This window comes from Rhizobium sp. PvP014 (assembly GCF_017876855.1).
Lineage (GTDB): Bacteria > Pseudomonadota > Alphaproteobacteria > Rhizobiales > Rhizobiaceae > Neorhizobium > Neorhizobium soli.
In genome coordinates, this window is the sequence record NZ_JAGIOT010000004.1 from 54047 (window position 1) to 80297 (window position 26251).

General features: G+C 58.3%; 21 protein-coding genes and 2 pseudogenes. 5 read left to right on the forward strand and 18 right to left on the reverse strand.

Going from position 1 to position 26251, the window contains the following annotated elements:
* Window positions 1-447 precede the first annotated feature (447 nt).
* The 6 genes and pseudogenes from J3A65_RS23160 to J3A65_RS23185 all read right to left on the reverse strand — a co-directional run bounded on the left by J3A65_RS23160 (window position 448) and on the right by J3A65_RS23185 (window position 6865).
* Complete coding sequence (locus J3A65_RS23160) at window positions 448-1440, reverse strand: hypothetical protein (RefSeq protein ID WP_209904277.1); 993 nt, start codon at window positions 1438-1440, stop codon at window positions 448-450.
* 37 nt (window positions 1441-1477) lie between these two features.
* The gene (locus J3A65_RS23165; protein WP_209904279.1) at window positions 1478-2461 is read right to left on the reverse strand and encodes a hypothetical protein; all 984 of its coding nucleotides are present in this window, start codon (window positions 2459-2461) and stop codon (window positions 1478-1480) included.
* Between the two features lie 238 nt (window positions 2462-2699).
* Window positions 2700-3332 carry a hypothetical protein gene (locus J3A65_RS23170; protein WP_209904281.1) on the reverse strand — a complete coding sequence of 211 codons (633 nt, stop codon included), beginning with the start codon at window positions 3330-3332 and terminating at the stop codon, window positions 2700-2702.
* On the reverse strand, window positions 3329-4105 hold the full coding sequence (locus J3A65_RS23175; protein WP_209904283.1) for a hypothetical protein: 777 nt from the start codon (window positions 4103-4105) through the stop codon (window positions 3329-3331). Before J3A65_RS23175 ends, J3A65_RS23170 begins: the two co-directional genes overlap by 4 nt.
* 131 nt (window positions 4106-4236) lie before the next feature.
* Window positions 4237-5104: pseudogene (locus J3A65_RS23180) on the reverse strand (DDE-type integrase/transposase/recombinase); the annotation flags it as partial.
* A 393-nt stretch (window positions 5105-5497) separates the two neighbouring features.
* Window positions 5498-6865, reverse strand: a complete 1368-nt coding sequence (locus tag J3A65_RS23185; protein ID WP_209904286.1) for a cytochrome P450 — start codon at window positions 6863-6865, stop codon at window positions 5498-5500.
* 99 nt (window positions 6866-6964) lie between these two features.
* Between J3A65_RS23185 and J3A65_RS23190 the strand changes: the two genes are divergently transcribed.
* Entirely contained in the window at window positions 6965-7636 is a 672-nt protein-coding gene (locus tag J3A65_RS23190; RefSeq protein ID WP_209904288.1) for a TetR/AcrR family transcriptional regulator, read from the forward strand.
* 127 nt (window positions 7637-7763) lie between these two features.
* On the forward strand, window positions 7764-9536 hold the full coding sequence (locus J3A65_RS23195) for a diguanylate cyclase (RefSeq protein WP_209904290.1): 1773 nt from the start codon (window positions 7764-7766) through the stop codon (window positions 9534-9536).
* A 667-nt stretch (window positions 9537-10203) separates the two neighbouring features.
* Here the strand turns inward: J3A65_RS23195 and J3A65_RS23200 are convergent.
* The 4 genes from J3A65_RS23200 to J3A65_RS23215 are packed head-to-tail and all read right to left on the reverse strand — an operon-like array spanning window position 10204 to window position 15406.
* Complete coding sequence (locus J3A65_RS23200) at window positions 10204-11826, reverse strand: ABC transporter ATP-binding protein (protein ID WP_209904292.1); 1623 nt, start codon at window positions 11824-11826, stop codon at window positions 10204-10206.
* A gap of 10 nt (window positions 11827-11836) precedes the next feature.
* Window positions 11837-13426, reverse strand: coding sequence for a gamma-glutamyltransferase (gene ggt / locus J3A65_RS23205; RefSeq protein ID WP_209904294.1), 1590 nt, complete (start codon window positions 13424-13426; stop codon window positions 11837-11839).
* Complete coding sequence (nagB, locus tag J3A65_RS23210) at window positions 13413-14198, reverse strand: glucosamine-6-phosphate deaminase (RefSeq protein WP_209904313.1); 786 nt, start codon at window positions 14196-14198, stop codon at window positions 13413-13415. The genes ggt and nagB overlap by 14 nt, the downstream gene beginning before the upstream one ends.
* Window positions 14199-14203: 5 nt before the next feature.
* Window positions 14204-15406: an ROK family transcriptional regulator gene (locus J3A65_RS23215; RefSeq protein WP_209904296.1), complete on the reverse strand. Its 1203-nt coding sequence runs from the start codon at window positions 15404-15406 to the stop codon at window positions 14204-14206.
* A gap of 217 nt (window positions 15407-15623) precedes the next feature.
* Here J3A65_RS23215 and J3A65_RS23220 point away from each other — a divergent pair, with 217 nt between their 5' ends.
* The 3 genes from J3A65_RS23220 (at window position 15624) to J3A65_RS23230 (ending at window position 19024) form a co-directional block, all read left to right on the forward strand.
* A complete protein-coding gene (locus J3A65_RS23220; RefSeq protein WP_209904298.1) occupies window positions 15624-17129 on the forward strand; it encodes an ABC transporter substrate-binding protein in 1506 nt (501 codons plus the stop codon).
* A 78-nt stretch (window positions 17130-17207) separates the two neighbouring features.
* Window positions 17208-18149 carry an ABC transporter permease gene (locus J3A65_RS23225; RefSeq protein ID WP_209904300.1) on the forward strand — a complete coding sequence of 314 codons (942 nt, stop codon included), beginning with the start codon at window positions 17208-17210 and terminating at the stop codon, window positions 18147-18149.
* The gene (locus J3A65_RS23230) at window positions 18146-19024 is read left to right on the forward strand and encodes an ABC transporter permease (RefSeq protein ID WP_209904302.1); all 879 of its coding nucleotides are present in this window, start codon (window positions 18146-18148) and stop codon (window positions 19022-19024) included. The genes J3A65_RS23225 and J3A65_RS23230 overlap by 4 nt, the downstream gene beginning before the upstream one ends.
* Window positions 19025-19237: 213 nt before the next feature.
* Here the strand turns inward: J3A65_RS23230 and J3A65_RS23235 are convergent, their stop codons facing one another.
* From J3A65_RS23235 to J3A65_RS23270, 8 genes and pseudogenes are all read right to left on the reverse strand, one after another.
* Window positions 19238-20503 (reverse strand): MATE family efflux transporter, encoded by a 1266-nt coding sequence (locus J3A65_RS23235; RefSeq protein WP_209904304.1) that lies wholly within the window; start codon window positions 20501-20503, stop codon window positions 19238-19240.
* Window positions 20504-20653: 150 nt separating this feature from the next.
* A complete protein-coding gene (gene tdh / locus J3A65_RS23240) occupies window positions 20654-21688 on the reverse strand; it encodes an L-threonine 3-dehydrogenase (RefSeq protein WP_113111568.1) in 1035 nt (344 codons plus the stop codon).
* A 44-nt stretch (window positions 21689-21732) separates the two neighbouring features.
* The gene (locus J3A65_RS23245) at window positions 21733-22923 is read right to left on the reverse strand and encodes a glycine C-acetyltransferase (protein WP_062459309.1); all 1191 of its coding nucleotides are present in this window, start codon (window positions 22921-22923) and stop codon (window positions 21733-21735) included.
* A 165-nt stretch (window positions 22924-23088) separates the two neighbouring features.
* Window positions 23089-24174, reverse strand: coding sequence for an NAD/NADP octopine/nopaline dehydrogenase family protein (locus tag J3A65_RS23250; RefSeq protein ID WP_209904307.1), 1086 nt, complete (start codon window positions 24172-24174; stop codon window positions 23089-23091).
* A 49-nt stretch (window positions 24175-24223) separates the two neighbouring features.
* Complete coding sequence (locus tag J3A65_RS23255; RefSeq protein WP_348635258.1) at window positions 24224-24838, reverse strand: helix-turn-helix domain-containing protein; 615 nt, start codon at window positions 24836-24838, stop codon at window positions 24224-24226.
* A gap of 42 nt (window positions 24839-24880) precedes the next feature.
* Window positions 24881-25456 carry a peroxidase-related enzyme gene (locus J3A65_RS23260; protein ID WP_209904309.1) on the reverse strand — a complete coding sequence of 192 codons (576 nt, stop codon included), beginning with the start codon at window positions 25454-25456 and terminating at the stop codon, window positions 24881-24883.
* Window positions 25453-25953 (reverse strand): hypothetical protein, encoded by a 501-nt coding sequence (locus J3A65_RS23265; protein WP_209904311.1) that lies wholly within the window; start codon window positions 25951-25953, stop codon window positions 25453-25455. Before J3A65_RS23265 ends, J3A65_RS23260 begins: the two co-directional genes overlap by 4 nt.
* A gap of 11 nt (window positions 25954-25964) precedes the next feature.
* Window positions 25965-26251: pseudogene (locus J3A65_RS23270) on the reverse strand (FAD-dependent oxidoreductase); the annotation flags it as partial.

Sequence of the window (26251 nt, forward strand, 5' to 3'; positions counted from 1 at the left end):
TGCTGAGGCTCCTGCGGCTGTCCTCTACCGTCCCTGGCGTGTCGAGAACTCCCGAAATCCCGCCGAGGCGGCGCTATGCTGATTTCTCCGGTACTCTTCATCTTTCTCCTTGGATCGCGCGTCGCGATCAAGCCGGGGATACGGCATTGTTCGTGGGGTCTTTTCCGGACGACCGGCTTCTGTGAGTGAGAAGCTAGCGCGGCGGTGAGATGTTCTAACCCTCACTTGTCAGTGCCCAAAAAGGAATTCCAGACCAAGAACGATCAACAGTGCACCGGCGGCCATAATCCACGTGCTTCGTCGTTGGCATCCAAGGAGCCGAAGGACAGGTGTTATCAAGGCACCCAGCAGAAGAAGGATCGGGACAATTGTCATGCTCCGTACCTCAGCATCGACGTTCCTCCTGCAATCCTGCCATAGCGCGCAAATATCTGATCGGGTGGCGGACTAGGGCTTCGCATATCGCCGGATCACGTTATCGACCGCGTCCCTTGCTGAAAAAAGCCGTAGCCTTTCCAGCTTCTGCAGGGCTTCCTCTATTGCAGGGATCAGGCTTTCGAAGTCGGCGAAATGGTCTATCGGCGTAGACCGAAGGTTGACATAAGCTACTGTCTTTGTCGGCTTGAACGTCATTCCTGTTTCGAGGAGAGGAACGATTGCCTGGCGAACGGCATCGACGTCGTTTGTCGGGATACTCAACTCGCATCCGATCGACATCCACTTGTGAACCAGATCTACGCGACGATACCCGTTCACATTTTTGAAAAGCGCCCATGTGTTGTTCGCACCGCGAATGCCAGGATACTCCATCTTCAGCTGTGGATATTTTAACTGTGCCATCTCGTAGTATGACCGGTAGAAATCCATCACTGTCGCATCGGCGGATTTTACATATCCTCGTGCTCTCGTCTCGGATGCGCCCTCAAGGACCGATCTTTTGAAATCGAACTCGGGCATGCTCCTGAGAAATTCGATGATCTCCTCATACGGAATAAACCTGTCAACAAACGCTTTCTGTTCAGACGGTAGATGATCAAAGTAAGAACGCGGCGAGAAGAGTACGACTGTGTAGGAGCTCCATTGTCCCTCATCGATCCCCAGCTTCCCGCGTCTGTGATATCGCTCGAACTGCCTGTTCATCAGCGGGGCATCGATCTTGTTTTCAATCAACAGTCCATGCCGACCGCTGGAGGTATCGAGAATGATTTCGACATCGGTTTCGCCATGAGCGGTGTCGAATACTGAACGCCGGCCCTGAATAAAGTTGCCGTCTACCTCCGCATGCCGACAGAGCTCTCCAACGAATAACGGCGAGCTGTGTACAAGGTCCATCAGGACCATGTCCGTCATGACCTCTTCAACTTTCGGAAACATGCCCCCGGCAACCCGTGCCACGGTCCGACCTGCGGCCGATTTGATCTGCAGAGTTCCGTCCGTCATATGGCGCCTCACGCGAACTGTCGCGGCCGATACCAGACTAGTCCTGTTGCAGGTTTGGTCGGGTGCGTAAAGCAGCCTGACGATGAAATCGTGTTATCCGGGTAGGGTTCCCGATTGCAAGAACTCTTCCGGACAGTTTTGACTCCAGCTTTTTCAGGTGTGCCTTCCATCCGGGGTCATCCCGTTGCGCTTTGTCGAAACCATAAATGATAAGGTGCGGTCTTACGTTAATCGCTGGAGGCTCGCCGGTCTTGGCAATTTTTCTCAACGTAACGGAGATGTCCCGAGCCGCTGATGGCCCGAAAGCTCTCACTCTCATTTCGTTGAACCTCAAGAGGATCGTAGCTGTCTCAAGATATCTCACCGCCAGAGCAGGTGCATGCGCCGTCAGCGCCTCTTCATAGTCGGAGATCTGCCGAATAACACCGGGATCCAAGTCACCGTAGGCGCGCAGGGCGGAATTTGTGAAATGCTTCGCCTCGAAGAAACGTATTTCAGGCGTTCCTCCATCTGACTGAACTGCAATCGCAGCATCGATACGATCGGCTTTGCGACTTGACGCGATTGCCTGTTCCGCCCCGGGTGAGTCCTCGGCTGATCCAGGACGCGTGAGGGCAACTTCTGTGTCGATGACATTGGAGTTTCCGACGAGCATGGGATGCAGCCCCGACTTCTCTAAACCGGAAAGCTTCGCCGATGCTCGCATCATGCGCTCAAGTGTTTCGCTACCTTCGTAGCGCGTAGCCAAAGACTCGATGCCTTTCAACTCGAAACTGTTGTCGCTGTTGAGGCGGATGTAATCCTGCGCATACGTCGCGAGATACTTCACATGAACAACGGGCGATATCTGTCCAGCCTTCCAGTCGATCCGGAATATCGATGCGCCGCGGTAGTAGGCATTGATGGAGCTTCGCCGCACGGCGAGAACAAGATCGCGATGCCGAAGGATATCCCGCCACCAGTTTTCACCTTTCGATGCAGCGAGCGCATCAAGAGCGTCTAGGAATTCTGGATCAAGCATTCTACCGCTGGCCGACGTCACGTACTAATGCTCCAACGGTTTACCATCACTCAATGACGTATCGTAATGCAGAAACAGGTGACAATCGATGGGCTCGAAGACCGAACAAGAGTATTTTGAGCGGAACCGGCAGGATCCGCGGCCGAGGGCGCGAACTGGATCATAGCGGGCAGTTCGGGTTTAGAGCTGGAGCGTCGCAAATGACCATCGGCGCATCCATGTCGCCTTTCAATGAAGTTCACTCGATCTTGAGAACCTCACGAAACAACGCCCGCGCCCTTCCCGCGAATTCCATGACATCTTCGCGAGCCGCCAGATTTTCGATGTTTACGGTAAGACGGCAGGACTGAACGCCCTCGATCGCCTCGAATGGAGGATCACCGAGTTGCGCGTCTTTGTCCGGCCATTGGCCATTGTCCCAAACGTTCCTCAGCCAGTTGGTACGGTCATTCATCGTCTCTGTACATTTCCAGGCTATGACGGATAACTCCGAGCGGGTCGTGTCGGAGAATGCGAAGGTGTTCGGGTCGGGTTCGCCCTTGAAATCCATACCCGGAACGAACGCGGTATCTGTTGTAACATTGATTTCAAGCATCCATTCGTCCTTCTGAGGGAAGTAGGATTTCTGTGCTGCATTGGTGAACAGATATGACGTACAGTTTAGCGGAAGAAAATCCCAAGCCCACTTGTCGAATGGCGATGTCGTCTTCTGAGGCGGCTGGGCGTGATTGGCGTTGCTCCAGGCGTAGAACGTGCGGTCCGGAAACTGCTCGCCGATGAGCCTGACGGTATCCAGCACTCTGCGATAGTAGGAGTGAAGCAGACGTTGGGCTTCCCGGACATCAGCGAGCGCGCGCGATAGTTCGGTCATAGATTTTCCTGAAAGTTGTAATCGACAAGAACTGCTTTCGATTGTTGGTTTATCCGATGATGCGAAGTCAGTCCGCTGAACGACTGGATCGTCCTGTAGCCGGCCAAAGCCAGGGCACTCACGATGTCGCTCAGGATCCTGGCATCGCGTTGGCTCGTCGTTTCTTTGCCAACAGCGATCACTGCCTCCAGTAATTTTGGCCAGTTGGCGGCGAGAGCTTTGATCTCGTGACCACCGTTGTGTAGATCCTTCAGGATGCTTCTCATGTACGACGCCTCATGCTGCCCGAGGCCTCCTATCGCGATAAGATACGGAGTGGCATCACTGTCGGTTGTCGACGGTAATTCATGATAGGCCTTCCACTGGCGGCGCCACTGGTCCGCGTATTGGTGCAGGCCCATTCCAATCTTCGCCTCGACTATCATGTCGATCTGGATCGACGGATCACCGACGTTGAACTGCAGGAAAACGTCGGGTTCTACAGTTTTCGCTGCGTCATCTCCTTCTGGCCACGTGGGCCAGAACTCGACGTTGTAGAGGTCGACTACTTTATAATCAGGAAGCTCGGCGCCCAGCCCACGCCGTAGGATTTTCCAGAGCATCGGTCCTTCAAGATATGAAAGACGACCAAAGACTGAGGCAGTCAGCAGGTCCTCTGAACTTCGGAAAAGATCTCGCCAGCTTGCGCCAACTGATATGTCCTGCTTGATACGGCCAGCTTTGCCATTCGTTAGAGCGATCAGCATTTCTTCGAGGTTCCCGATGTTGATCATGCAAGCTACTGAACCCATCGATAAAGGCAAGATGGAGTTCGCTATGCTGTCCTTCCGGCGGCAAGCCCGCAGAGTGTATCTTCAGCGCGGGTCGACGGTTCGACTCCCATCAAGGCGAATGGGTTACTAAACGAGATGGCAATCTCGGCTTTTTTCAGCACGGCCATGATGTCCATCGAGGTAAACTGCGATCCCTGGTCGGTGTTGAATATTTCTGGCTTTCCATAGCGAGCCAGCGCCCCCTCGACCGCTTCGATGCAGAAGGCTGCTTCCATGGTGATCGACAGCCGCCACGACAGCGCAGAGATAGAAGCCGCGAGCCATGCGGATGTAGTAAGGTCCATCGCCCAGACCTGGTTGGGCCGGGTGACTGCCAGCTTGCGCAGGATGTAGGGATAGATTTTGTGACCAGGTGCCGGTTTAGATGTATTCGGGCGGCGATAGATCGCCTCGATGCCCATCTTCTTCATCAGCGTGGCGACGTGCAGCCGCCCAGTTTCCAGACCCTCTCCTCTCAAGAGCCCTTGCAACATCCGACTTCTGACAAACGGGTAATCGAGATGCAGTTCGTCGATCCGGCGCATCAGGGCAAGATCGCCGTCTGGCACTGGACGAGGCAGATAGTAGACACTGCCCCGGCCGAAGCCGAGAAGCTTCGCCTGGCGCACCACGGATAGCTTGTGCTCGCGTTCGATCATTTCTTTAAACCCAGCAATCCCGCCATGCCGAGCGCACCGGTTAAAAAATCGTTCTCCAGAGTCAGTTCGCCGATCTTTGCATGCAGCGTTTTAACGTCCACAGTCGGGCCTGCCGATTCCGCCTTCGCTTCACCGCCGAAAACGCGCCCCTCAAGGAGTTGGTCTTTCCACTGTTTGATCTGGTTGGCATGCACGTCGAACTGCTGGGATAATTTACCAGCGTCTGCTCGCCTCTGATGGCGGCAAGCGCCACCTTCGCCTTGAAAGCCGGGCTATGGTTACGGCGCGGTCGTCTCGTCATGGTATCTCCTGCTCCCGGCATCTAAGCAGGAGTCAGGCAGAAATTCCACTTATCCCCGCTGTACAGATTTCCCGAGCCAGCTCTCTAAGTCATTCTAAACGGTAATCCAGAGGCGAGAAAACGCGCTGAAACACCGGTAACGGCATAACTATCGATTCCTTCCAGGCCTAGTGGGTAGGCGATTAAAAACCTGCCCTGATGCCGTCGCTAGCCCCTTCACTAGACAGGCGGTCGCCTACACGTGCATCAGCATCATAGACGGCCGGCCTTCTTCTCGAGGACCAGGCCGAGCAGTAGCCGTTTAAGGATTAGAACCGCAGGTTCTGAGAACTCGTCCTGTCGGTGTTCGACAAAAAGTTCGGAAGCTTGCCTCGAGTCCGAAAAATGCTCCGCCTATCGCGTGAGCAACTTCATGCTCAGTGCCTGGCTAGGCCGCAACGTCACTTTCATAATCGGCTTTGGCGGCAGGGCCGCCTTGGAAGTAAGCCTGACTTTCTGCAGTAACACCGCCAAGATCGCGACTGCTTCCATGACTGCAAAAGCATTGCCGATACATACGCGCGGCCCTGCGCCGAACGGCATATAGGCATAGCGGTGCCGTGCCTTTGTGTTTTCCGGACTGAAGCGATCCGGGTCGAAGACTTCCGGGTCTGACCAGAGAGAAGGGTGATGATGAACCGCATAAATCGGGACGATCAGCACCGTGCCGGCAGGGATGAGGTATTCGCCGAGACGGAAGTCGCTCATCGCAGTCCGGGTTATAATCGGGGCCGGCGGATAGAGCCGCATGGCTTCGGAAAACACCTGCCGCGTGTAGCCTAGCTTTGAAACGTCTTCCGAGGTCACCGGCCGTCCGGCCGTCACCGCATCGATCTCGTCGAGCACCTTGCGCTCGACATCCGGGTGTCGGGCAAGCAAATCGAATGTCCACGCGAGCCCAAGCGCCGTTGTTTCGTGTCCGGCCGTGATGAAGGTCATCAGGTTGTCGACGATCTCCGCGTCACTCATGCTTCTCCCGCTCTCCGGGTCTGACGCCGATAGAAGCAAGTTCACGAGATCGTGGCGTTCGTCAGGGTGTTTCCGCCGCTCTTCGACCACGCCGTGGAGGCTGGAACGCAGAAACTCGACGGCTTCCCGCGCCTTGCCGCGGCCCGGATAGGGTATCCACTCCGGTGCGCGCATCAGACCGAGCGCGAAGGTCCAACCAGTAGGCCTGAGGAAATCGGAAATGCCTTTCTCCACCCGGTCGACATCGATGCCATGGCCACCGGACATCATTGTCTCGACGATGATGTCGAACGTGGTGCGCATCATCTCGTGGCCGACGTCGATCGCGCCTTGGCCCTTCTCCACCCATCTGTCACGGGTGCGCGTCGCCGCTTCAAGCATTGTCGGCTGAAGTTCAAGAAGCTTGTCGTGCCTGAAGGCACCGGCGACAGACTGGCGCTGCCATTTCCAGTGATGACCGTCCGCCGTCAACAGACCCTGTCCGAGAGCCGGTCCAAGCGCGCGACGGACCTGATCGCCCTTACCCAGCACGTCTGCGTTTTTCACAAGCGCCTCGTGGATCAACACAGGGTCAGCCAGATACACCTTCAGCTCTCCGGCAGTTTTCGAGAAGATCACGGGCTCCGTGAAGATCGACGGAGGAAGCGCGTCGAGCGGATTGCGAACAAGAGCCACAAGTTCGCCAAGCGTCGATTGACGCGTGAGCGGGAAGCTCTTTTTGGGTTCGCCAACTTTCGATGCAGTCACGTCCATGATCGGAATCCTTGATTGCGATTTCGCGGTGCTGTAACTCGCTAAGGTGAGCACCTTATGAACAGCTAAGGTGTCCACCTTACATATGCAAGGGCAAGCATGACGAAGACGGGGTTTGACGCAGACGGGCAGAGACCGAAGGTCAGCACACGCGGCCGCATCCTTGATGCAAGCCAGGCGCTCTTCAACGCCAAGGGACCGGACCGGGTTACGACCGCGGAGATTGCGGGTTCGGTCGGGATCAACGAGGGCAACCTCTATTATCACTTCAAAACCAAGGAAGCCCTTCTCCAGGCCCTGTTCGAACGGCTCGAGGCTGACGCGACCGCCTTCATGGTGGACGCGGACTCCAACACGGCGACCGACCCCGGCGTCTTTTCGGATTTCATGCGGCGCTGGTTTTCGATCGTATGGGCCCACCGCTACATGTTCCGGGACCTCCCCGGCATCATCGCCATCGCGCCGTCTCTCCGCGAACCGACCCGTGCTCTCAGCATGGGTATGCGCCTTGTCGTAGAGGGCGCACTCCGTCAGATGAAGGATGCCCATTTGATCGATGTGCCGGAAGAAGACGCGCCCCAACTGCTCGCCAATGTCTGGATCGTATCGACCTACTGGGCCGTCTATCTTAGCTTGCAGGAAGGCATTGTCGATCTGGGGCCGGAACATCTCGATTGGGGACTGAAGCAGGTCGCGAGCTTGTTCAAACCGTATTTGTCAGAGGCATCAAAGAACGAGCTGCAGGCCATGCTCGGTCGCTCTTTCGCATAGGCGGAGAAACGTTGATGCTCAAGCAAATCAACCCCGTCGCGTCATTTTTACAGGCATGTGGCTAGTCAATAAGATTTTCTAGATGCTCCTTAATTTCCCTTCAACATGCGTCTGATACAATCAACGGATGAGAATAAGCACCATCACCAACTGGGCTTACGCCATCACTGTGGTTCTGACCGCTTTATCAGGGGTGGCTTTCCTCACGTCGTCGCAAAGGGCTGACGAGGAGCGTGCCGCAGTCGAGGAGCATCTCACGCTCGACAGGCTTGCTGAGGAGCTGGCTATAGGCGCAGAGATCAGGAGCGACGAAGCTCGGCTTTATGTCATGCGGAATGAGGAGCGGCATCTGCAAGCTTTTCAAGCTGAGGAACAAGGGGAGCGGCGCCTCGAAGCAGCGACATCCGAGCTCGTCTCTCAAGCACTGCCTATAGCAGAGGCCAAGGTTCTTCAAAAAATCGAGATCGACGCACTAGAACTCGACAAGGTGGAAGTCGCCGCGATTGAGGCATATCAGCGCGGAGAAAAAGTGCAGGCGCAGGAGACGTTGTTCGGCGCGGAACATGAACGGCTACAGAATTCACTTCTACAGGCTGTAAGCTACTTCCGCGACCTGACCGCAAGCCGTACTGGTGCGCAGTTGGCGACGGCGCGGGCCAGTAGCGACAGGTGGAACCTGGTCGCGAAGATTATCCTCGGGCTTACCGGCGCTTTGTTCCTTTCTGTCTTATACTTTATCTTGCGGCGGCGTGTCGCCATGCCGCTGATGCGCATGTCGGGAATTGTCGGGCGGCTGGCGAAACAGGATTACACCGTCGAAATTCCTCCTGACCGCCGCCGTGACGAGATCGGTGAGATGAACGAGGCTATCGAAATATTTCGTTCGAACGGCATCGAGAGAGAACGTCTTGATGCGGAACGGCAGGCCGATCAGCGGACGAAGGACCTCATCCTAGAAATGATGCACCGCTTGCAGGCTTGCCAAAACCAGGATGAGCTTGCCGCCGTCATCGCTCGCTTGGTGCCGGAAATTTTTCCCGGCCTCTCTGGCGGGCTGTACGTTCTCAACGCTAGCAAGAAGACGCTAATGCGAGCCTCTGTTTGGCAGGGGCCGCGACATGCCGACGAAAGTTTTCCGGCTGCTTCATGCTGGGGGCTGCGCCGTGGCCGTCCGCATACAAGCGGCGCGCACGACACTGACGTCCCATGCTCGCATCTCGACGGTGCCGACAACATATCACTGTGTGTTCCGTTAACCGCGCAAGGCGACGTGATCGGACTTCTTTATCTCGAGCAAAGCGGTGATATTCTCTTCGAACTCAGCACTTCGAAGCTCTATCTTGAACTCATCGCTGAAAATGTTGGCCTTGCGATCGCCAACCTTCAACTTCGCGAAACACTCACGGATTATGCCATTCGCGATCCGCTTACCGGTCTGTTCAACCGACGCCACCTTGAGGCAACGCTGGAGCTGCACCGAGCGGACCATGTCGGAGAACCCCTGAGCTGTCTGATGATCGACATCGATCACTTCAAGCGCTTCAACGATCAGTTTGGTCATGATGCAGGAGACATGGTTATGCGATACGTTGGCCAGGTGCTGATCGATACGGTGGGAAACGCGGGCAGCGCCTTTCGCTTCGGCGGCGAGGAATTCACTGTCCTGCTTTCGATGCTCGGCCAAGAGCACACAAAGGAGTTAGCGGAAAAGATCCGTCAAAAGATCACCAGCACGGCACTGTCTCACGCAAGCCGACTGATTGGAACCGTATCGGTTTCGGTGGGCGTGGCGTTTGCCCCTGGGGGCAATCTGGTCGATACCCTGATCGCACGCGCGGACGCTGCTTTGCTTGAAGCAAAAGCTCACGGACGTAACCGTGTAGTCGTAGCGGCGATGTAAACAATGAATGCCAGACGACTTTAGCTGTCTCGCGCGCGTGTCTCACGTTTAAATCGGACTTTCCTGAAAAGTGATAACCACAGTGCGCGCAATAGCCGTGCCGTTCGCTGCCGTTAGCAAATATCGATGCCTCGGGACCATATGTGAGTTCACGGGGAACCGCGACTGCGGGCTGGCCGCAGCTAACCGGTACGGAACTGGATGAGATCGCGGTCTTAGTGGCGAACTGTTTGCGTCCAGCGAAGACCCCACTGGGTGGGAATCTGACGTCTGGGCTGAAAGGCCTGCCGTGACGGCGCGGGCAGGCCGTGGCTGGCGTCTGGCACGATGCTCCGGCGGATGTCGCCGCTGTTTGATCGGTTGGTCATCCGATAGCTAGGCGAACTCGTAGGTCGTCTCATGGCTGACTGAGATCGGATACCGCTCCGGTCGCATCCGGCCAGCAATCTGCTTTGGCGACCAGCCATGCAGCATGCGGTCATAACCGACTGACGCAGATTCCATAACCGCGTGAGCTTACGTAGTTTAGCACGTCCCATCGAATTCGCTGCCAGGCAGTAGTAGCCGTTGAGGTCCGGCATCTGCTGATCCTCGAACGTATTATACCGTTACAGCTGTCTGTGTCTACTGTCCGTTATATCGCAATAGAAACGACGCAACTTAACATCTAGCTGATCGATACACGGTGTTCGAGCGACTTCCCCGGTATCGCGGCTAGAAGAAGCTGCGTGTAGGAATTCTGCGGATTGCCCAGTAGCTCTCGCGTCGGTCGCATTTCCACAATCTCTCCGCGCTGCATGACGGCGATACGGTCACAGACCTGGGCTGCGACATGAAGGTCGTGGGTGATGAACAGCATCGCCAGATCCAGTTTTCCCTTTAGTTCCTCAAGAAGCTCCAGAACCTGTTTCTGGATCGTGACGTCCAGTGCCGAGACCGATTCGTCGGCGATCAGCACGTCCGGCTTTAGTGCAAGAGCTCTTGCCAACCCGATACGCTGCCGCTGGCCGCCTGAAAATTCGTGCGGAAGGCGATCGATGGCACGGGCATCGAGCCCAACGAGTTTCAGGAGGTCAACTGCCTGCTGCAGCGCTTCGCCTTTCGGCACGCCATGAGCAATCGGACCATCAGCGATGCTGAGGCCCACCTTGCGACGCGGATTGAGCGAGGCAAAGGGATCTTGGAACACCATCTGGATGCGTTTGCGCGCATGGCGCAGGCCACTTGCCGGAAGCGCACCGAAATCGTCACCTCCCAGCATGATCTTGCCACTGTCCGGCTCGACAAGTCTTGTGACGAGCCTCGCCACCGTCGATTTTCCCGAACCAGATTCACCGATGATGCCAAGTGTCTCGCCGCGCCGGATCTCGAAGCTGACATCTTTCACCGCGTGCACAATGCGCTTCGGTTTGAATAGGCTGCCGCCTGTTACGTAGGTCTTGCGCAGATTGGCAACCGAGATCGCGACGGTCTTGTCACCCACCCCGGCCCGAGCCGGCGGAACGCCGTTCGGAACGGCCCCAAGAAGGGCTTTAGTGTATTCGTGGGTCGGTCGGCGCAGCACGTCGTCTGCGGTGCCCTGCTCTACGACGATGCCCTTTTGGAGAACCAGCACCTCGTCTGCAATATCCGCCACGACCCCGAAATCGTGGGTGATGAAAATCACCGACATGCCGCGCCGGCGCTGGATGTCGCGGATCAACTCAAGAATCTGCGCTTGCGTGGTGACGTCGAGAGCGGTCGTCGGCTCGTCGGCGATCAGCACGACAGGCTCGAGCGCCAGGGCCATGGCGATCATCGCACGCTGACGCTGACCGCCTGAAAGCTGGTGCGGAAAGCTCTGGATGATACGCTCGGGATCAGGCAGGCCGACTTCTGTAGCGAGCTTGACCGCCTGCGCACGCCGCTCCTCAGGTGTCAGAAGCCCATGGGCCTCGAATACCTCTGCGATCTGATCGACGATCCGCATCGACGGATTGAGCGCCGTCATCGGTTCCTGGAAGATCATGCCGATCTGGCTGCCGCGCAGGGCACGCAGGCTCTCTTTGTCGACCTTCAGAAGATCGCGGCCACCGAACAGGATCTCTCCGCCGGCAACGCGGATTGCCTTCGGCAGAAGGCCCATCACGGTCTGGGCACAAAGCGATTTCCCCGAGCCGGATTCCCCGACAATGCAGAGAATTTTCCGTTCATCGAGATGGAAGGTCAGATCGTCGAGCGCATATTCGCGATCTCCGCCTTCCGGAAGCGCGAGCCGGAGATTTTTGACCGTCAGGATTGGAGATGACATGCTGATTACCTCAATAGCCGAGTGCCATGCCGTCCTTGCGGTGGTCGGATGCCCCCAGAAGAACGCCGCGCTTGTAGTCGATCATGATTGCCTGGCACCCTCCGATGGGTTCGTCCGCCCATTCGGTGACGTGACCACGCCGTTCTAGATCCGCTTTCACGTCCGGCGAAATCGTCGGCTCGAGGCTCAGCTTGCCGTTGTGACAAAAGCTTCGCGGCTGATCGCTCGCCTGCTGCGGATCGAGATCGCGGTCGAGGATCTGGCTGAGAAGGTGGGCGTGTCCCGTCGCCTGATACTGGCCGCCCATCACTCCGAAGGCCATGCGGGTGCGTCCGTTTTCGGCAAGTTGCGCCGGAATGATCGTATGGAAGGGTAGCTTGCCCGGGCCGATCGCGTTCGGATGGCCTTGCCTGACGACGAAGCCGGCGCCGCGGTTCTGCAAAAGTACACCTGATTTCGGTGCATAGATGCCGCTGCCGAAGGCGAAGAACACCGAGTTGATCAGCGACATGGCATTGCCGTCGCGATCGACCACGGAGACGTAGACTGTGTCCTTGTGCTCGGGACCGTCCCATATGCCGGGTGCTGTGGCCTGTTCCAGGCTGATCTTCGCTCGCATCGCCTCGATCGATCGTTCTGACAGAAGTGCCGCGATATCGAAGGTGATATGCTGCGGATCGGCGATCAGCGCGTCGCGCCTCGCATAGGCAGCTTTGGTGGCTTCCGCGAGAAGATGAATGCGTTCCGCTTCCGAGAGGGTGGGATCGCGAAGATCGAAGCCGTCGAGAATGCGGGCGATCAGAAGCGCTGCCAGCCCCTGGCCATTCGGCGGGCATTCGAGAAGATCCATGCCACGGTAAGAAGCGCTGATCGGAGCAGTCTCGAAAGCACGGTAGGTTGAAAAGTCGCCCTCCTCGTGCAGTCCGCCCAGCGACTTCAGCAGCGTGGTGATCTCTTCGGCGACCGACCCGGCATAGAAAGCGTCGCGACCTTCACTGGCAATGCGACGCAATGTGGCCGCAAGCGCCAGGTTGGTCATCCGCTCGCCGGTCTTTGGTGCCCGACTACCCGGGAGGAAATAGGCAGCGGCGTCCGGATATTTCCGCACCCGGCTGGCGTAGCGTACCCAGTCGAGTTCGACGCGCGGCGTGATGCAATAGCCGTTTTCCGCAGCCTCGATAGCCGGCGCGAGCACCCTGCCCATGTCCCGCCCGCCATAGGTCGCAACGAGATGGCACCAGGCATCAACGGCGCCCGGCACGGTCACCGCGTGGGGGCTGTCATCGGCAATGCTCGTGATGCCTTTTTCGAAAAAGTAATCGAGTGTGGCTGCCATCGGCGCACGACCTGAGCCGTTGAGCGCAATCGGCTTGCCACCAGCCGATGTATAGAGCGCGAAGCAATCGCCACCAATCCCCGTCATATGGGGGTCGATCACCGATTGGAGGGCGATAGCGGCCACCGCCGCATCGACGGCATTGCCGCCGGCGCGCAGAATGTCCACCGCAGCAAGGGTTGCCTGCGGATGCGAGGTTGCCGCCATACCGCGATCGGAAATTGCCACCGACCGGCCCGGCCTAAAGAAATCACGTTGCTGCATGGACATTCCCCGTCATCTTCAATTGCTCGATGTCCAGCTGGGCGGCGGCTGCTTCGTCGCAGAATACAGTGACCGTAGCATGCCGTTGCAGGGACGAAGCCGGACAATCGAGGCTGACCTGGCCCTGCAGCGCTGCCGCCAGGGCTTCGGCTTTCGCCGCCCCCGTCGCCAGCAGCACGATCTCACGTGCCTCGAGAATGGTGCCGATGCCCATCGTCAGCGCGGTTTGCGGCGGATCTTCGCCGTCTGGAAAATCGGGACGGTTGGCATCGACGGTCGATTGCGCAAGCCGAACCATTCGCGTCCGGCTGTCGTGTGCCGAGCCCGGCTCGTTGAAACCGATATGACCGTTGCGGCCGATGCCGAGCAACTGCAAGTCGATCCCGCCATTGTCTGAGATCATCTGTTCATAGGCCTTCGCGGCCGCGTCGAGATCAGACGCGGTGCCATCGGGAATGTGCGTTCGGGTCACGTCGACATCGACATGATCGAAGATTAGCTCGCGCATGTAATAGGCAAAGCTCGCAGAATGATCCCGGCCAAGACCGGTATATTCGTCGAGATTGAAGCAGCGCGTCTCGCGCCATGAAACCGTCTCGGTTTGACCGATCAACGTCCTGTACACCGTTCGTGGCGTTGAACCCGTCGCAAGCCCAAGCGTCAGGGCAGGCATCGCAGCAATCCGCTCCAGTATCAGAGAAGCCACAGCCTCGGACGCAAGCAAGGGGGTCTGATAGATCCGGATTGTGGGGCGGTGAAGGTCCCGTGGCATCGAGTTCATAGTGCACCTTCCAGGGACTTCGGATTAACCGGCTCAACCCCGCGCAGAGGGAGGCCGAACAGGGCTTGGTAAAACCCCTCCTGCGCAATTGCGACGGCGCCAAGAATGCCAGCCCGGTTTCCGAGCGAACTGATGACGCAGGCGGGCGGCACGGGCATGCAGCGCGCGAGATGGTACTCCACCCGATCGATCAATTCCGCACGGGAGCCCACGCTGCCTCCAAAAATCACCCGCTGCGGATCCAGCACGGCAGCAATCGCCGCAATGGCAACAGCCACGGTGCGGCCCACTTCGTCTATGACTGTCTGGGAAGCCCCGTCTTGTCGCGAAAAGATTTGGCGAACCGTCAAACCTTCGACGCCACTGTTTCCGGCATACCGCGACCGGATCGCGGCGCTGCCGACAGATGTTTCAAGCACGCCGGAACCGAACGCAGAGGAATTGAAGGGGTCGCCGCCGATCGGCAGGGTCGAGATCTCGCCAGCTGCGCCACGGGCACCACGAATGAGCCGCTTCTCGCTGATGATACCCATCCCGATCCCGGTTCCGAGCGCCACGAAGACGAAATTATCGATATCCTGCCCTTCGCCGAGGACCTGCTCGCCCTTGGCCGCGACATTGACATCGTTTTCGAGAACCATCGGAAAGCCGAGGCGCCCGGTCAGCGCCGCCTCGAAATCGAAATCGGTCATGCCGGCGATATTCGGCATCATGGTGATACGACGGGTCTTTGGGTCCACCGCACCAGGAATGCCGACCGCGCCCATCCGCACGAGCTGCGGCTCGATCCCGATCTTGGCCGTCATAGTGTCCAGCAGCACTGCCAGCTGTTCGACGAGATGCATTCCGCCACGGGTGTCTGTCGCCTCCAGGATTTCTTCCACGACTTTACCGGAAAGGTCCGCAATCGACGCATGGACCTTGGTCCCGCCGATGTCGACGCCGAAGAGGAAAGCCTTGCCGGGATCGAGCTCGTAGTTGACTGCGCTGCGCCCGACGCCACCTTGTGTGCGTCCCGTCTCACGAACCCAACCGTCGACCTCGAGATCGCGCACGATCTCCGACATCGCCTGCTTCGACAGTCCGGTGACGCGGGCAAGCTCGGCGCGTGAAATCGGTGAACTATCTATGATCGTACGGAGCACGGTACGCGAGGTGATTTGTCGCGTGAGGGGCGCCAATCCAGAAATATCGGTCATGATCTCATTCAATTCGTCATCTTTGCGGACTAAGTTAGCTGGCGGGATATGTCTGTCAATCGAAATAAGGCTAGAATCGATTGAAATCCATGTGTTCGGTGAAGAAATGAAATTATTTAGTCATCCTGCTTTACAATATTGATGTTCCTGTGCATCACTGATCGACGTACAAAAACTGGGCAAAACGCGCTCTTCTGCGCGGGTTTAAGGAAAAATAATGGGAACGAGCATCAAACTGGCGATGATGGCGACTGCCATCGCGATGACATTCACGACCGCGCAGGCGTCAACGCTACGCGTCGGCATGCAGGACGATCCGGACGCGCTGGATCCCGCGACCTCCGGCACCTACGCCGGCCGTATCGTATTTTCGGCAATGTGCGACAAGCTCGTCGATATCGACGCCAAGCTTGAGATCGTACCGCAGCTGGCAACCGCCTGGGTCTGGAACGCCGAGGGTACGGAGATAACTTTTACCCTTCGTGACGGTGTCAAATTCCAGGACGGGACACCCTTCGACGCAGCCGCGGTGAAGTTCAATATCGAACGCATGAAGTCCCTGAAGGATTCCAAGCGCAAGGGTGAGCTCTCGCCCGTCGAAACCGTCACTGTTATTGATGCGACACATGTTTCATTCAAGCTGAAATCGGCCTTCGCCCCGCTTCTCGCCGTCCTGTCCGACCGCGCGGGCATGATGGTGTCTCCGGCGGCTGCCGCTGAAGGCAAGGAATTTTCCGCCAACCCGGTTTGCGCGGGCCCCTTCAAGTTCAAGGAGCGCCGCGCGCGCGACGTGATCTCACTCGAAAAATTCGACGGCTACTGGAATGCCGCGGCGATCGGTTACGACGACGTCCAGTACCTCTATATTCCGGATTCGACCGTCCGCCTTTCGCGGCTACAGGCCGGTGATCTCGAAATCGCCGAGCGCATCGCGCCGACCGACCTCGGCGCCGTCCGCGGGAACAAGGCGCTGGCGCTCCACACGTCGCCCGGCCTTGCCGTCTCACATCTGATGATCAATGTCGGCAACGGCGAAAAGGGCGGCGCGCTTGGCAAGGAGCCACGGCTTCGCCAGGCACTCGAGCTCTCGATCGACCGCAACGTCATCAACAAGGTTGCCTTCGCCGGCGAGTTCTCTGCCGACAACCAGATGATCCCGCCATCCAGCGTCTTCTATGACAAGGCGCATCGGGCTCCCGCCCGCGACATCGATAAGGCCAAGGCTTTGATTGAAGAAGTCGGCGGCGACGCACCCGTCGTCGAGATCACCTACGAAAACTCGCTCGCCGATGGTCGCGTGGCGCAGATCATCCAGTCAATGGCGGGCGAAGCTGGCTTCCAGATCGAACTGGTTCCGCTCGAAACGGCATCCGCCGTCGAACGCTACCTCGCTGGTAACTTTCAGGCCTATATTGGCAACTGGAGCGGCCGCGCCGATCCGGATCCGACACTGATCTCCTTCTTCGGCAAGGAAGGCAGCCAGAACGTCAACAAGTACAGCAACCCGGAAATGGATAAGGCCCTCGGCGAGGCGCGCGCGACGTCTGACGTCGAGAAGCGTAAGGCTCTCTACGGGACGGCGACAGGCATCTACCTCGCCGACCTGCCGACGATTCCGCTTTACCACCCGAACTGGTTCTATGCGGCACGCGCCGATGTCGGCGGCATTACGGTTTATCCAGACGGCCTCCTGCGTCTGACCGACGTAAAGCCTGCGAAGTAAGCCCAAGCCCGTCAGGGCATTGTGTAAATCATCCCGCCAGCCGGACCGTGGTGCTGGCGGGACCACACGAGAAAGCTCATGCTCTCCTACGTCCTGCGTCGCCTGGCAATCGCCATACCCACACTTCTGCTCGTCTCGATCCTGGTCTTCAGCCTGCTGAAGTTCCTGCCCGGTGATCCGGCGATCGCGCTGGCCGGTGAGGAACGCGATCCTGCCGTCATCGAGTATCTGCGGCAAAAGTACAGCCTCGATCAGCCGCTATACGTCCAATACGGCAAGTGGCTCGCCGGGATCGTCCAAGGCGATTTCGGCCTGTCGATCCGTACCCGGCTTCCGATTGGCGAAATGATTGCGCAAAAGCTGCCGGTCACGATCCAGCTGTCGGTCATGGCGATGATGCTTGCGACCCTTATCGGCATTCCGGCCGGTATCATCGCAGCGCTGAAGCGCGGAACGGCGGCCGATTACGGCGTCAGCATCATCGGCCTTGCCGGGCTTTCAGTGCCAAGCTTCTGGCTCGGCATCATGCTAATCCTGCTTTTTGCCGTCACGCTCGGATGGTTTCCCTCCGGCGGCTACGTCGCCTTCTTCGATAGTCCTCTCGACAATCTGCGCCACACGCTTCTTCCCAGCCTAGTGCTCGGAACTGCTGCGGCGGCCATCGTCATGCGCCATACGAGAAGCGCAATGCTGCAGGTGCTCAAGCAGGACTATGTCCGCACCGCCCGCGCAAAAGGCTTGAAGGAGCGCATCGTCGTCGTGCGGCACGTCCTGCGCAACAGCCTTGTCCCCGTTGTCACGATGAGCACGCTGCACTTGGGCGAACTCCTGTCGGGTGCTGTATTGACCGAACAGGTGTTCGGCATACCGGGCTTTGGTAAGATGATCGTCGATGGTGTTTTCAGCCGCGATTACGCTGTGGTCCAGGCTGTGGTTCTCTGTTCAGCAGCACTCTTCCTGCTGATGAACCTTCTCGCCGATATCGCCTATGTCATTCTAAGCCCGAGGTTGCGCGGATGAACACGTTGAACGGCACGCTTCAGTTACCGAGCACGTCCGGTGCAAGAAAGTCGGTGCTTTCACGGTGCCTGCGCCAGCCCGGCGTGATGATCGGCGGAACGATCATCCTGTTCTTCGTGCTGGTCGCGATTGCAGCGCCTCTGATCGCGCCCTACCAGCCCAATACGTCCGACTGGATGGCAATCCGGCAGGGGCCGACAGTTGCTCACTGGTTCGGCACAGACGACCTTGGCCGCGATATCCTGACGCGCATCATCTACGGCACGCGGGCTTCACTGCTTGTCGGCATTGTGTCCGTCGCCATCGCCATCGCCATCGGCGTCCCGCTCGGCATGATCGCCGGCTATTTCGGCGGCATCATCGACATGTTGATTTCGCGCGTCACCGACGCGCTTCTCGCATGCCCCTTTCTGGTGCTGGCGATCGCGTTTGCCGCCTTTCTCGGTGCAAGCCTCGAAAACGCGTTGATCGCGATCGGGATATCGGCCATGCCGATTTTTGTGCGCCTGACGCGCGGACAGGTCATGACGGTCAAGGCCGAAGACTATGTCGACGCCGCCCGCCTGCTAGGAGTGACGCACAGGAAGATCATGCTGACATACATCCTGCCGAACGCTATGGCACCGATCATCGTCCAGGCGACGATTACCATGGCAACTGCGGTTCTTGCAGAGGCAAGCCTTGCCTTTCTTGGCCTTGGGCAACGTCCGCCGTCTCCGTCATGGGGAACCATGCTTGATGTCGCCCGGCAGTTCCTGACGGAATCACCTTGGATGGCGATCTGGCCGGGTGTCGCGATCATCCTGCTCGTCATGGGCTTCAATCTGTTGGGCGACGGGCTGAACGACGCGCTGGACCCGAGACGCGACGACTGAAATTAGCCCGCAGCGAAAGATACCAAAGCCTTGAATAACGCGGAACGGTCGACGCGACCTCCGATCTCGCTACGCTTCTAGAAAGCGACGTGATTGTCGAACTCGCATACCCGCGGCATTATCATAGAGATCATCTTGTCGACATCACGACCGCTTGCGCATTCCGTAGGATGAGAACTGCATGCCCGTGTGCTCGGCTGCATGTCATATCCCCTAGATAACATTCTTCAGCTTGTAACCGAGCGTTACCGCACGCGCTATCATCAGGACCATCATCGCTGTCCACAACCCTTCATTTCCCCAGACCTGCTGCAGACCATAAGCGGTGGCGATGAAGATGCAGGTGGAGATGATCATGCTGTTGCGCATATCGCGGGCGCGCATGGCTCCGATCATGATGCCATCAAGCATGAAGCTGGTCACGGAAACGAGCGGCAACGCGATCAGGAAGGGAAGCAGGGCAATGGCGGCGGTACGGACATCTTCCTGATCGGTGAGGAGCGAGACGATCGATGGGCCACCGAAGGCGTAAACGACCGAAAACAGAAACGCCACCAGACCCGACCACACAAACGCGGCCTTGATCACCTGGGCAAGCGCCTTTTTTTGCCGCGCGCCGATGACTGAACCGACCAGGGTTTCAGTGGCGTTCGCAAACCCGTCCAACCCATAGGATGTAAAGCCGTGGAGGTTGAGAAGGATGGCATTGGCGGCGAGGATCGTGTCGCCTTCCTTGGCACCGCTGCGGGCAAACCAGCCGAAACAGAGCAGAAGGAAGAAGCTTCGCAGAAAGATGTCCCGGTTGACCGCGACCAGCCGTCGAAGCGCCAACCCGTCCAGCAGCTCTTTCATCCGCACTGCGGGATGCGCACCGAATGGCTTGATGATGAAGAGGCCTGCGATCAAGGCCACCCATTCGGCAACGGCGGTCCCCGCCCCTATGCCGGCGACACCCCAGTCGAAAACAAGAACCAGCGTGAGAGTTGCGAGCAAGTTGACGATATTAAGGGCGACTTGTAGCGCCAGTGAGATCATCACGCGCTGGCAACCGAGAAGGTAGCCGAGAAGGACAAAATTTCCGAGCGTCGCAGGCGCTGACCAGATTCTGGCGAATGCATAATCCGACGCGCTCCGGTAGACCGCTTCACTGCCGCCGAGGAATCCGAGTCCGATCTCGATGATCGGCTTTTGCAGCAGGATGATCACGGCACCGCCGGCAGCGGCGATAAGCAGCGCCCGAAACAGATGCATGCGCATGAGCGTGCTATCTTTGGCACCCCACGCCTGGGAGACCAGACCGGTCGTTGCCATGCGCAGAAAACTGAAACTCCAGAAGAGGAAATTGAACAGCACGCCGCTCAGCGCGACCCCGCCGAGAAAGAAAGACCCCGGGAGATGTCCAGCCACCATCGTATCGACAAGTGACAGGATCGGCTGAGCCAGATTTGCGAGAATGATGGGAAGCGCCAGAAAGACCATCCGACGGTTCCAGTTTTCATTTGCTCCCTGTTCCGGCAAGATGGTCATAAGCCGAAAGGGCCTAAGCAGAAGAGCTTCGCCTGCCCTCTAGTCTTGATCGACATCGTATTGCCCCCATCGGTCGGCTTTTTGTTGGACCTCATGTTGGCTTCACCAGTCCATGACGACCTTTCCGGAATTGCCGGAGCGCATGGCCTCGAACCCGTCTCTGAAGGAGTCGATGCCAATGCGATGGGTAATAAGAGGCGAAAGGTCGAGGCCGCCCTGCACGAAGGCGATCATCTTGTACCAGGTCTCGAACATTTCCCGCCCGTAGATGCCTTTGAGATTGAGCATCTTGAAGATCACTTTGTTCCAGTCGATCTCGAACCCGGTCGGCGCGATGCCGAGAATCGCAATCTTGCCGCCATTGTTCATCTTGTCGATCATGTCGCGGAATGCGGGGGCCGCGCCCGACATTTCCAAACCGACATCGAAGCCCTCGGTCATACCGATGCGCTTCATCACGTCCGACAGGTTTTCCTTGGACGCATCGACGACGTGGTCGATGCCGAGCTTTTCGGCAAGTGCCAGACGTACCGGGTTGATGTCGGTGATCACGACCTTGCGGGCGCCCGAGCGCTTGGCAACCATCGCACCCATGATGCCGATCGGACCGGCTCCGGTCACCAGGACGTCCTCGCCGACCAGATCGAAGGAGAGAGCGGTGTGCACGGCGTTGCCGAACGGATCGAAGATCGCGGCAATCTCGTCCGGCACATCATCCGGGATCGGCACGACATTGTCTTCGGGAATGCAGACGAATTCGGCAAAAGATCCGGGCCGGTGGACACCCACGCCCAACGTGTTGCGGCAAAGGTGTCCGCGCCCCGCGCGGCAATTGCGGCATTTGCCGCAAACGATATGCCCCTCGCCGGAGACGCGCGCGCCGACCTGGACCTTGGTGACCGCAGAGCCCACCTGCGCGATCTCCCCGCAGAACTCGTGGCCGACGACCATCGGCACCGGAATGGTTTTTTGGGCCCAACTGTCCCAGTTCCAGATATGAACGTCGGTGCCGCATATCGCGGACTTCTTCACCCGGATCAGCACGTCGTTGGGGCCGGGGTCCGGAACAGGGATATGCTCCATCCAGAGACCGGTTTCGGCTTTCGACTTGACGAGGGCGCGCATCATGTTGGTCATCGAAAAATTCCTGTCAATGAGTTGGATCGGTTCGGGCCGGGCGTCTACTCGATCACGCGCAGTTCCCTGCCGACCTCTTCGAACGCCGCAATGGCCCGGCGCACATCGTCCTCACTATGCGCCGCAGACATCTGGGTGCGGATACGGGCCTGGCCTTTGGGTACGACCGGGAAGGCGAAGCCGACGACGTAGACACCCTTTTCCAGCATCCTCGCCGCCATGTCCTGCGCCAGCGACGCATCGCCGAGCATGACGGGAATGATCGGATGCCCCTCGCCCGCCAACGTGAACCCAAGCTTGCTCATTTCATCGCGGAAGAGGCGGGAATTGGCTTCTAGCCGGGCGCGCAATGCGTCACCATTGTCGATCAGGTCAAACACCTTCAGCGAGGCGCTCGCAATCACGGGAGCGAGGGTGTTGGAAAACAGATAGGGACGCGAGCGCTGGCGCAACCAGTCGACCACTTCCTTCTTGCCGGACGTATAGCCGCCGGATGCACCGCCAAGCGCCTTGCCGAGCGTGCCGGTGATGATATCCACCCTGCCCTCGACGCCGCAATGTTCCGCCGAGCCGCGACCGTGCTTGCCGACGAAGCCAACCGCGTGGCTGTCATCGACCATGACCATGGCGCCATATTTCTCGGCAAGGTCGCAGACGCCCGCAAGATTGGCGATGATGCCGTCCATCGAAAACACGCCGTCTGTGGCGATCATCTTGAACCGGCTGCCTTCGGCCTTTTTCAGTTCCTCCTCCAGCGCCGCCATGTCGTTATTGGCGTAGCGGAAGCGTTTCGCCTTGGAGAGGCGCACTCCGTCGATGATCGAAGCGTGGTTGAGTGCGTCCGATATGATCGCGTCCTCCTCGCCGAGAAGCGTCTCGAACAATCCACCATTGGCATCAAAGCAGGACGAATAGAGGATCGTATCCTCCAATCCCAGAAACTTCGAAATCCGGTCTTCGAGCTGCTTGTGCTCTTCCTGCGTCCCGCAGATGAAACGCACAGATGCCATGCCGTAGCCGTAACGATCCAGCGCGTTCTTGCCGGCCTCCACCAGTTCGGCGTTATCGGCAAGGCCCAGATAATTGTTGGCGCAAAAATTCAAAACCTTGCGACCAGATGCGACTTCGATCTCGCCGGCCTGTTTGGAAACGATCACCCGCTCGGTCTTGTAGAGACCCGAAGACCTCAGACCCGCAAGTTCGGTGGAGAGATGTGCGAGGAACGCGTTGCTCATTGTGAATGCAACCTTGTTTGCCTCCGACGCATCCGCGTCGCAGCTTGGGAAATACGGCGGGACCAACAGGAGCGCATTCAGCGCTCCTGCCTTATCCTGACCTCGACCTTGCGCCTGGTTCGGTCCGGTTGCCCGGACCGAACGCGAAGATCAGGGCCGGCTATGTCATGCGGCCGCGGATGCAAACCCGTTTTGGCAAAGGGTCTTCAATTCATCCAGCGACATCGCGTCAAGATCAAGAGCGTTGAGAAGGTCGTTCTCCGCCGTGAAATCACGGCCGTACATGGCCGAGAAGATCCGGACCCCTGATTCGTGCAGTTCCGCCTGAGAACCTGCCAGACGCCCAAGCTTCGCCGTCATCACCAAGCCGAACGGAACGTCTTCCGTCACATAACGGCTGTCGGCCGTACTTGGACCCGTGCCGCCGTTGCCGGCCTCGTGCATTTCCTGGTTCATCTGCGAGATCGAATTGACCGGCACATGGAACGAGAGATGGAAATGCTGAAAGATGTCACGCACTTCCAGACCAAGCTTTGTGGCAATGGCAATCCGCTCCTTGTCGAGATCCTCAAGAAGACGCCCGACATTCGGTGTGACGTTCTGCCCCTGGCTCCAGCTTTCACCACGCTCCATGCGAGTCATGTTGCCAAGCGCAATTCCCATGTGGTTTTGCGGATTGAGGTTGGAAAGCGCAATCGCCATCAGGCTTCCACGATCAAGGAACCGGTCGCCGAAAAGATCCTTGCAGACCGCAAGGCCAGCCGCGCTTTTCGAGGAAGGGATGGTCGCGATATCGACCTGCTTTCGCACCGTATTGACCTTCACGAGTGTCGGGCTCAACTGTCTGCCCGATACGGCGGTTGTGCCCCAGGCAACGATCGTGACGGTGATCCCGCGCGCCGCGACAAGACGCGACAGATAGAGTGCGCCGAACGACGCGTGCGAGCTGAAGACTACCGTCTGCTCGGACGTCAGGTAGGGTGCGATCGCATCCAGCACCGTCTTATGGCCGTAGGCAGGCAGCGCAATGACCAGCACGTCTGCGCCTGCCACAAGGTCTGCTGCGTCCGTTGCAGCCGACGGCTTGAAGGTACCGACGATCGCGCCTTCGGCCACAAGGGCTTCACCGTTGGCGAGTGCCTTTGTCCGCTCTCCAGAGGGTGACCACAGGATCACCTCATGTCCTTGCTGCTCCACGAGAGCCGCCGTTGCAAATGCAATTGAACCGGCGCCGACAATACCTACCCGCATGAAAAATTCCTTTTCTTTTCGAATGACAGACCGGCATTGAAGCCGATCCTTATTTTGAACCCACAGACGTTCGCTGTGCCCCCGGCCCGACTTCTCCAGATGCAACCACCAGAAATGCGCTCGCACCAACGGGACCGACGCTTTTTAGCGCGTGAGGCACGTCCGCCGCGTAACGCGCCGTCTCGCCCGTGCGCACGATCATCGTGTTGCCTGCGCTGCGCACCACTATCTCGCCCCTCGTACAGTGAAGATGCTCGACCGTGCCGGCACCGTGAGGGTCGCTTGCCAGTTCGCCCTCCGCCTCGAAGCTGAGAAGATACCACTCGATCAGTGACACCATGTTGGCCGGCGACAGGATCTGCAGCGTACAGCTGCCATCCGCACTTCGGATCGTCGGGGTCAAGTTGCCCGGCTGCAAATCGATAATGGAACCTCCGCCCCGCTCCTCGCTCGCACCACTGATCAGGCTGTTGAGATCGATCTTCAACGCTCGGGTCAGATGCCACAGCGTTCCGTAGGTCGGATTGGCGTTGCCGCGTTCTATTTCCGACAGCATTGATCGCGAGACGCCTGACATCGATGCCAGCTGGGCAAGCGTCAGATTCAACTTTTTTCTGTAAGCCTGCAAACGCGGCCCGATTTCAGGCGGATCGATCGAAAACACGGTTATTCCCCCTTTTGCCGAACCTGCAAGCATTCCAAAAAATCAGTCCGTGACCGGCTCGCCGAGTGTATGCATGAGCCTGTTGGCCCATCCGAACAGAGATGTAGACAGAATGAGATCGAGGATTTCATCTTGGCGAAGACCGGCCTCCACAAGCGCTGTCATGTCGCCCGCATCCGCCTCGGGAGGGCATTTGGAAAGCTTGACCGCGAATGTAAGGATCGCCTTGAGACGTGGATCGATCCCTGCATCGACGCCATCGGCGAAAATCGCCGCGATCACGTCTTCATCCTTGGTTAGTTGATTGTAGCGGCTGGCATGAACGGCAGCGCAATAGATGCAGCGGTTGACGATAGACGCGCCGACAGCCCCGATCTCCCGCTCGGCGCGCGACAGGCCGTCACGACCGTACATGACCGCGTTGAACAGCGGCGTTCTGTGCTTCAGCGTTTCGACATCATGAGCAAGCACGAGTACATAGTCTGAAACCTTGGTGTTGGAGGGCGTGACCTTCAACGCTTCGAGCTGCTCCGCACTCGCCTCGGCGAGATCGAGCGGCTTCACGTAAGGCTTCCACACAGGAATGTCGGTGGTAAACTCGTGGACAATCTCTCTCATGCCAAACCCCGCATCAGTTGAAGACCGGCTGCTACCCTGATCTGGTAGCTAACGAAGGCAACAAGCTCCGCCAGCCTCACGATATCGTCGTCAGCAATGCCGGCTTTTTGCAGCAGTTCGATATCGCCACGCGTCGCATCCTTGGGCGCATGTGCGACCAGATCCACATGGCGGATCAGCGCCCTCGATCGAGGATCGCTTCCGCCATCGAACCAGATATCGGCTAGGCGGGCAGCATCGTCGGGCGCACCGGCCTTTTCCAGCATCGCCTCAAAATGGTCTTCGAACGCCTTCTGGTCGTTGATCTTCGCGATCCGCCAAGCGAGTGCCGCCCGCTCGGCATGTGAAATTCCGCCGGGAACGTCGGGAGTGAGAGCGCCGTCGTGAGTTTGCTGCGTCAAGGCCATGATATCGGCCCTTCCAGCAACCACTTCGGCCAATCGGCCGCCCGGCTGGATGCCGACGATCGCGGCAATCAAATCCTCGTTTTCAGCCATACCGTCCTCTCCTATGCCTGCTTGCGGGCGTTGGTCTGCGCGTCATCCGGCAAGGGTGACGCAGTCCATTCGTCGCCGCGCAATTCGGGTGTGTCGTAGGCGAGCAGGCGTTGCCAATACTGCTCGAAACTCTCGGCATAGAGCTTGGCGGCGATCTCGCGCGACAGCCATGCCGCACCCTCGCTGATGCCGGGGATGTCCCCACTCACCTTGCCAAGGCTCGCCGCAGCGCCGGAATTGAAGCTGTATATGTTGGCAAGCCAAGGTGTCTGCCCTGGCTCCCGCTCGAGAAACGTAA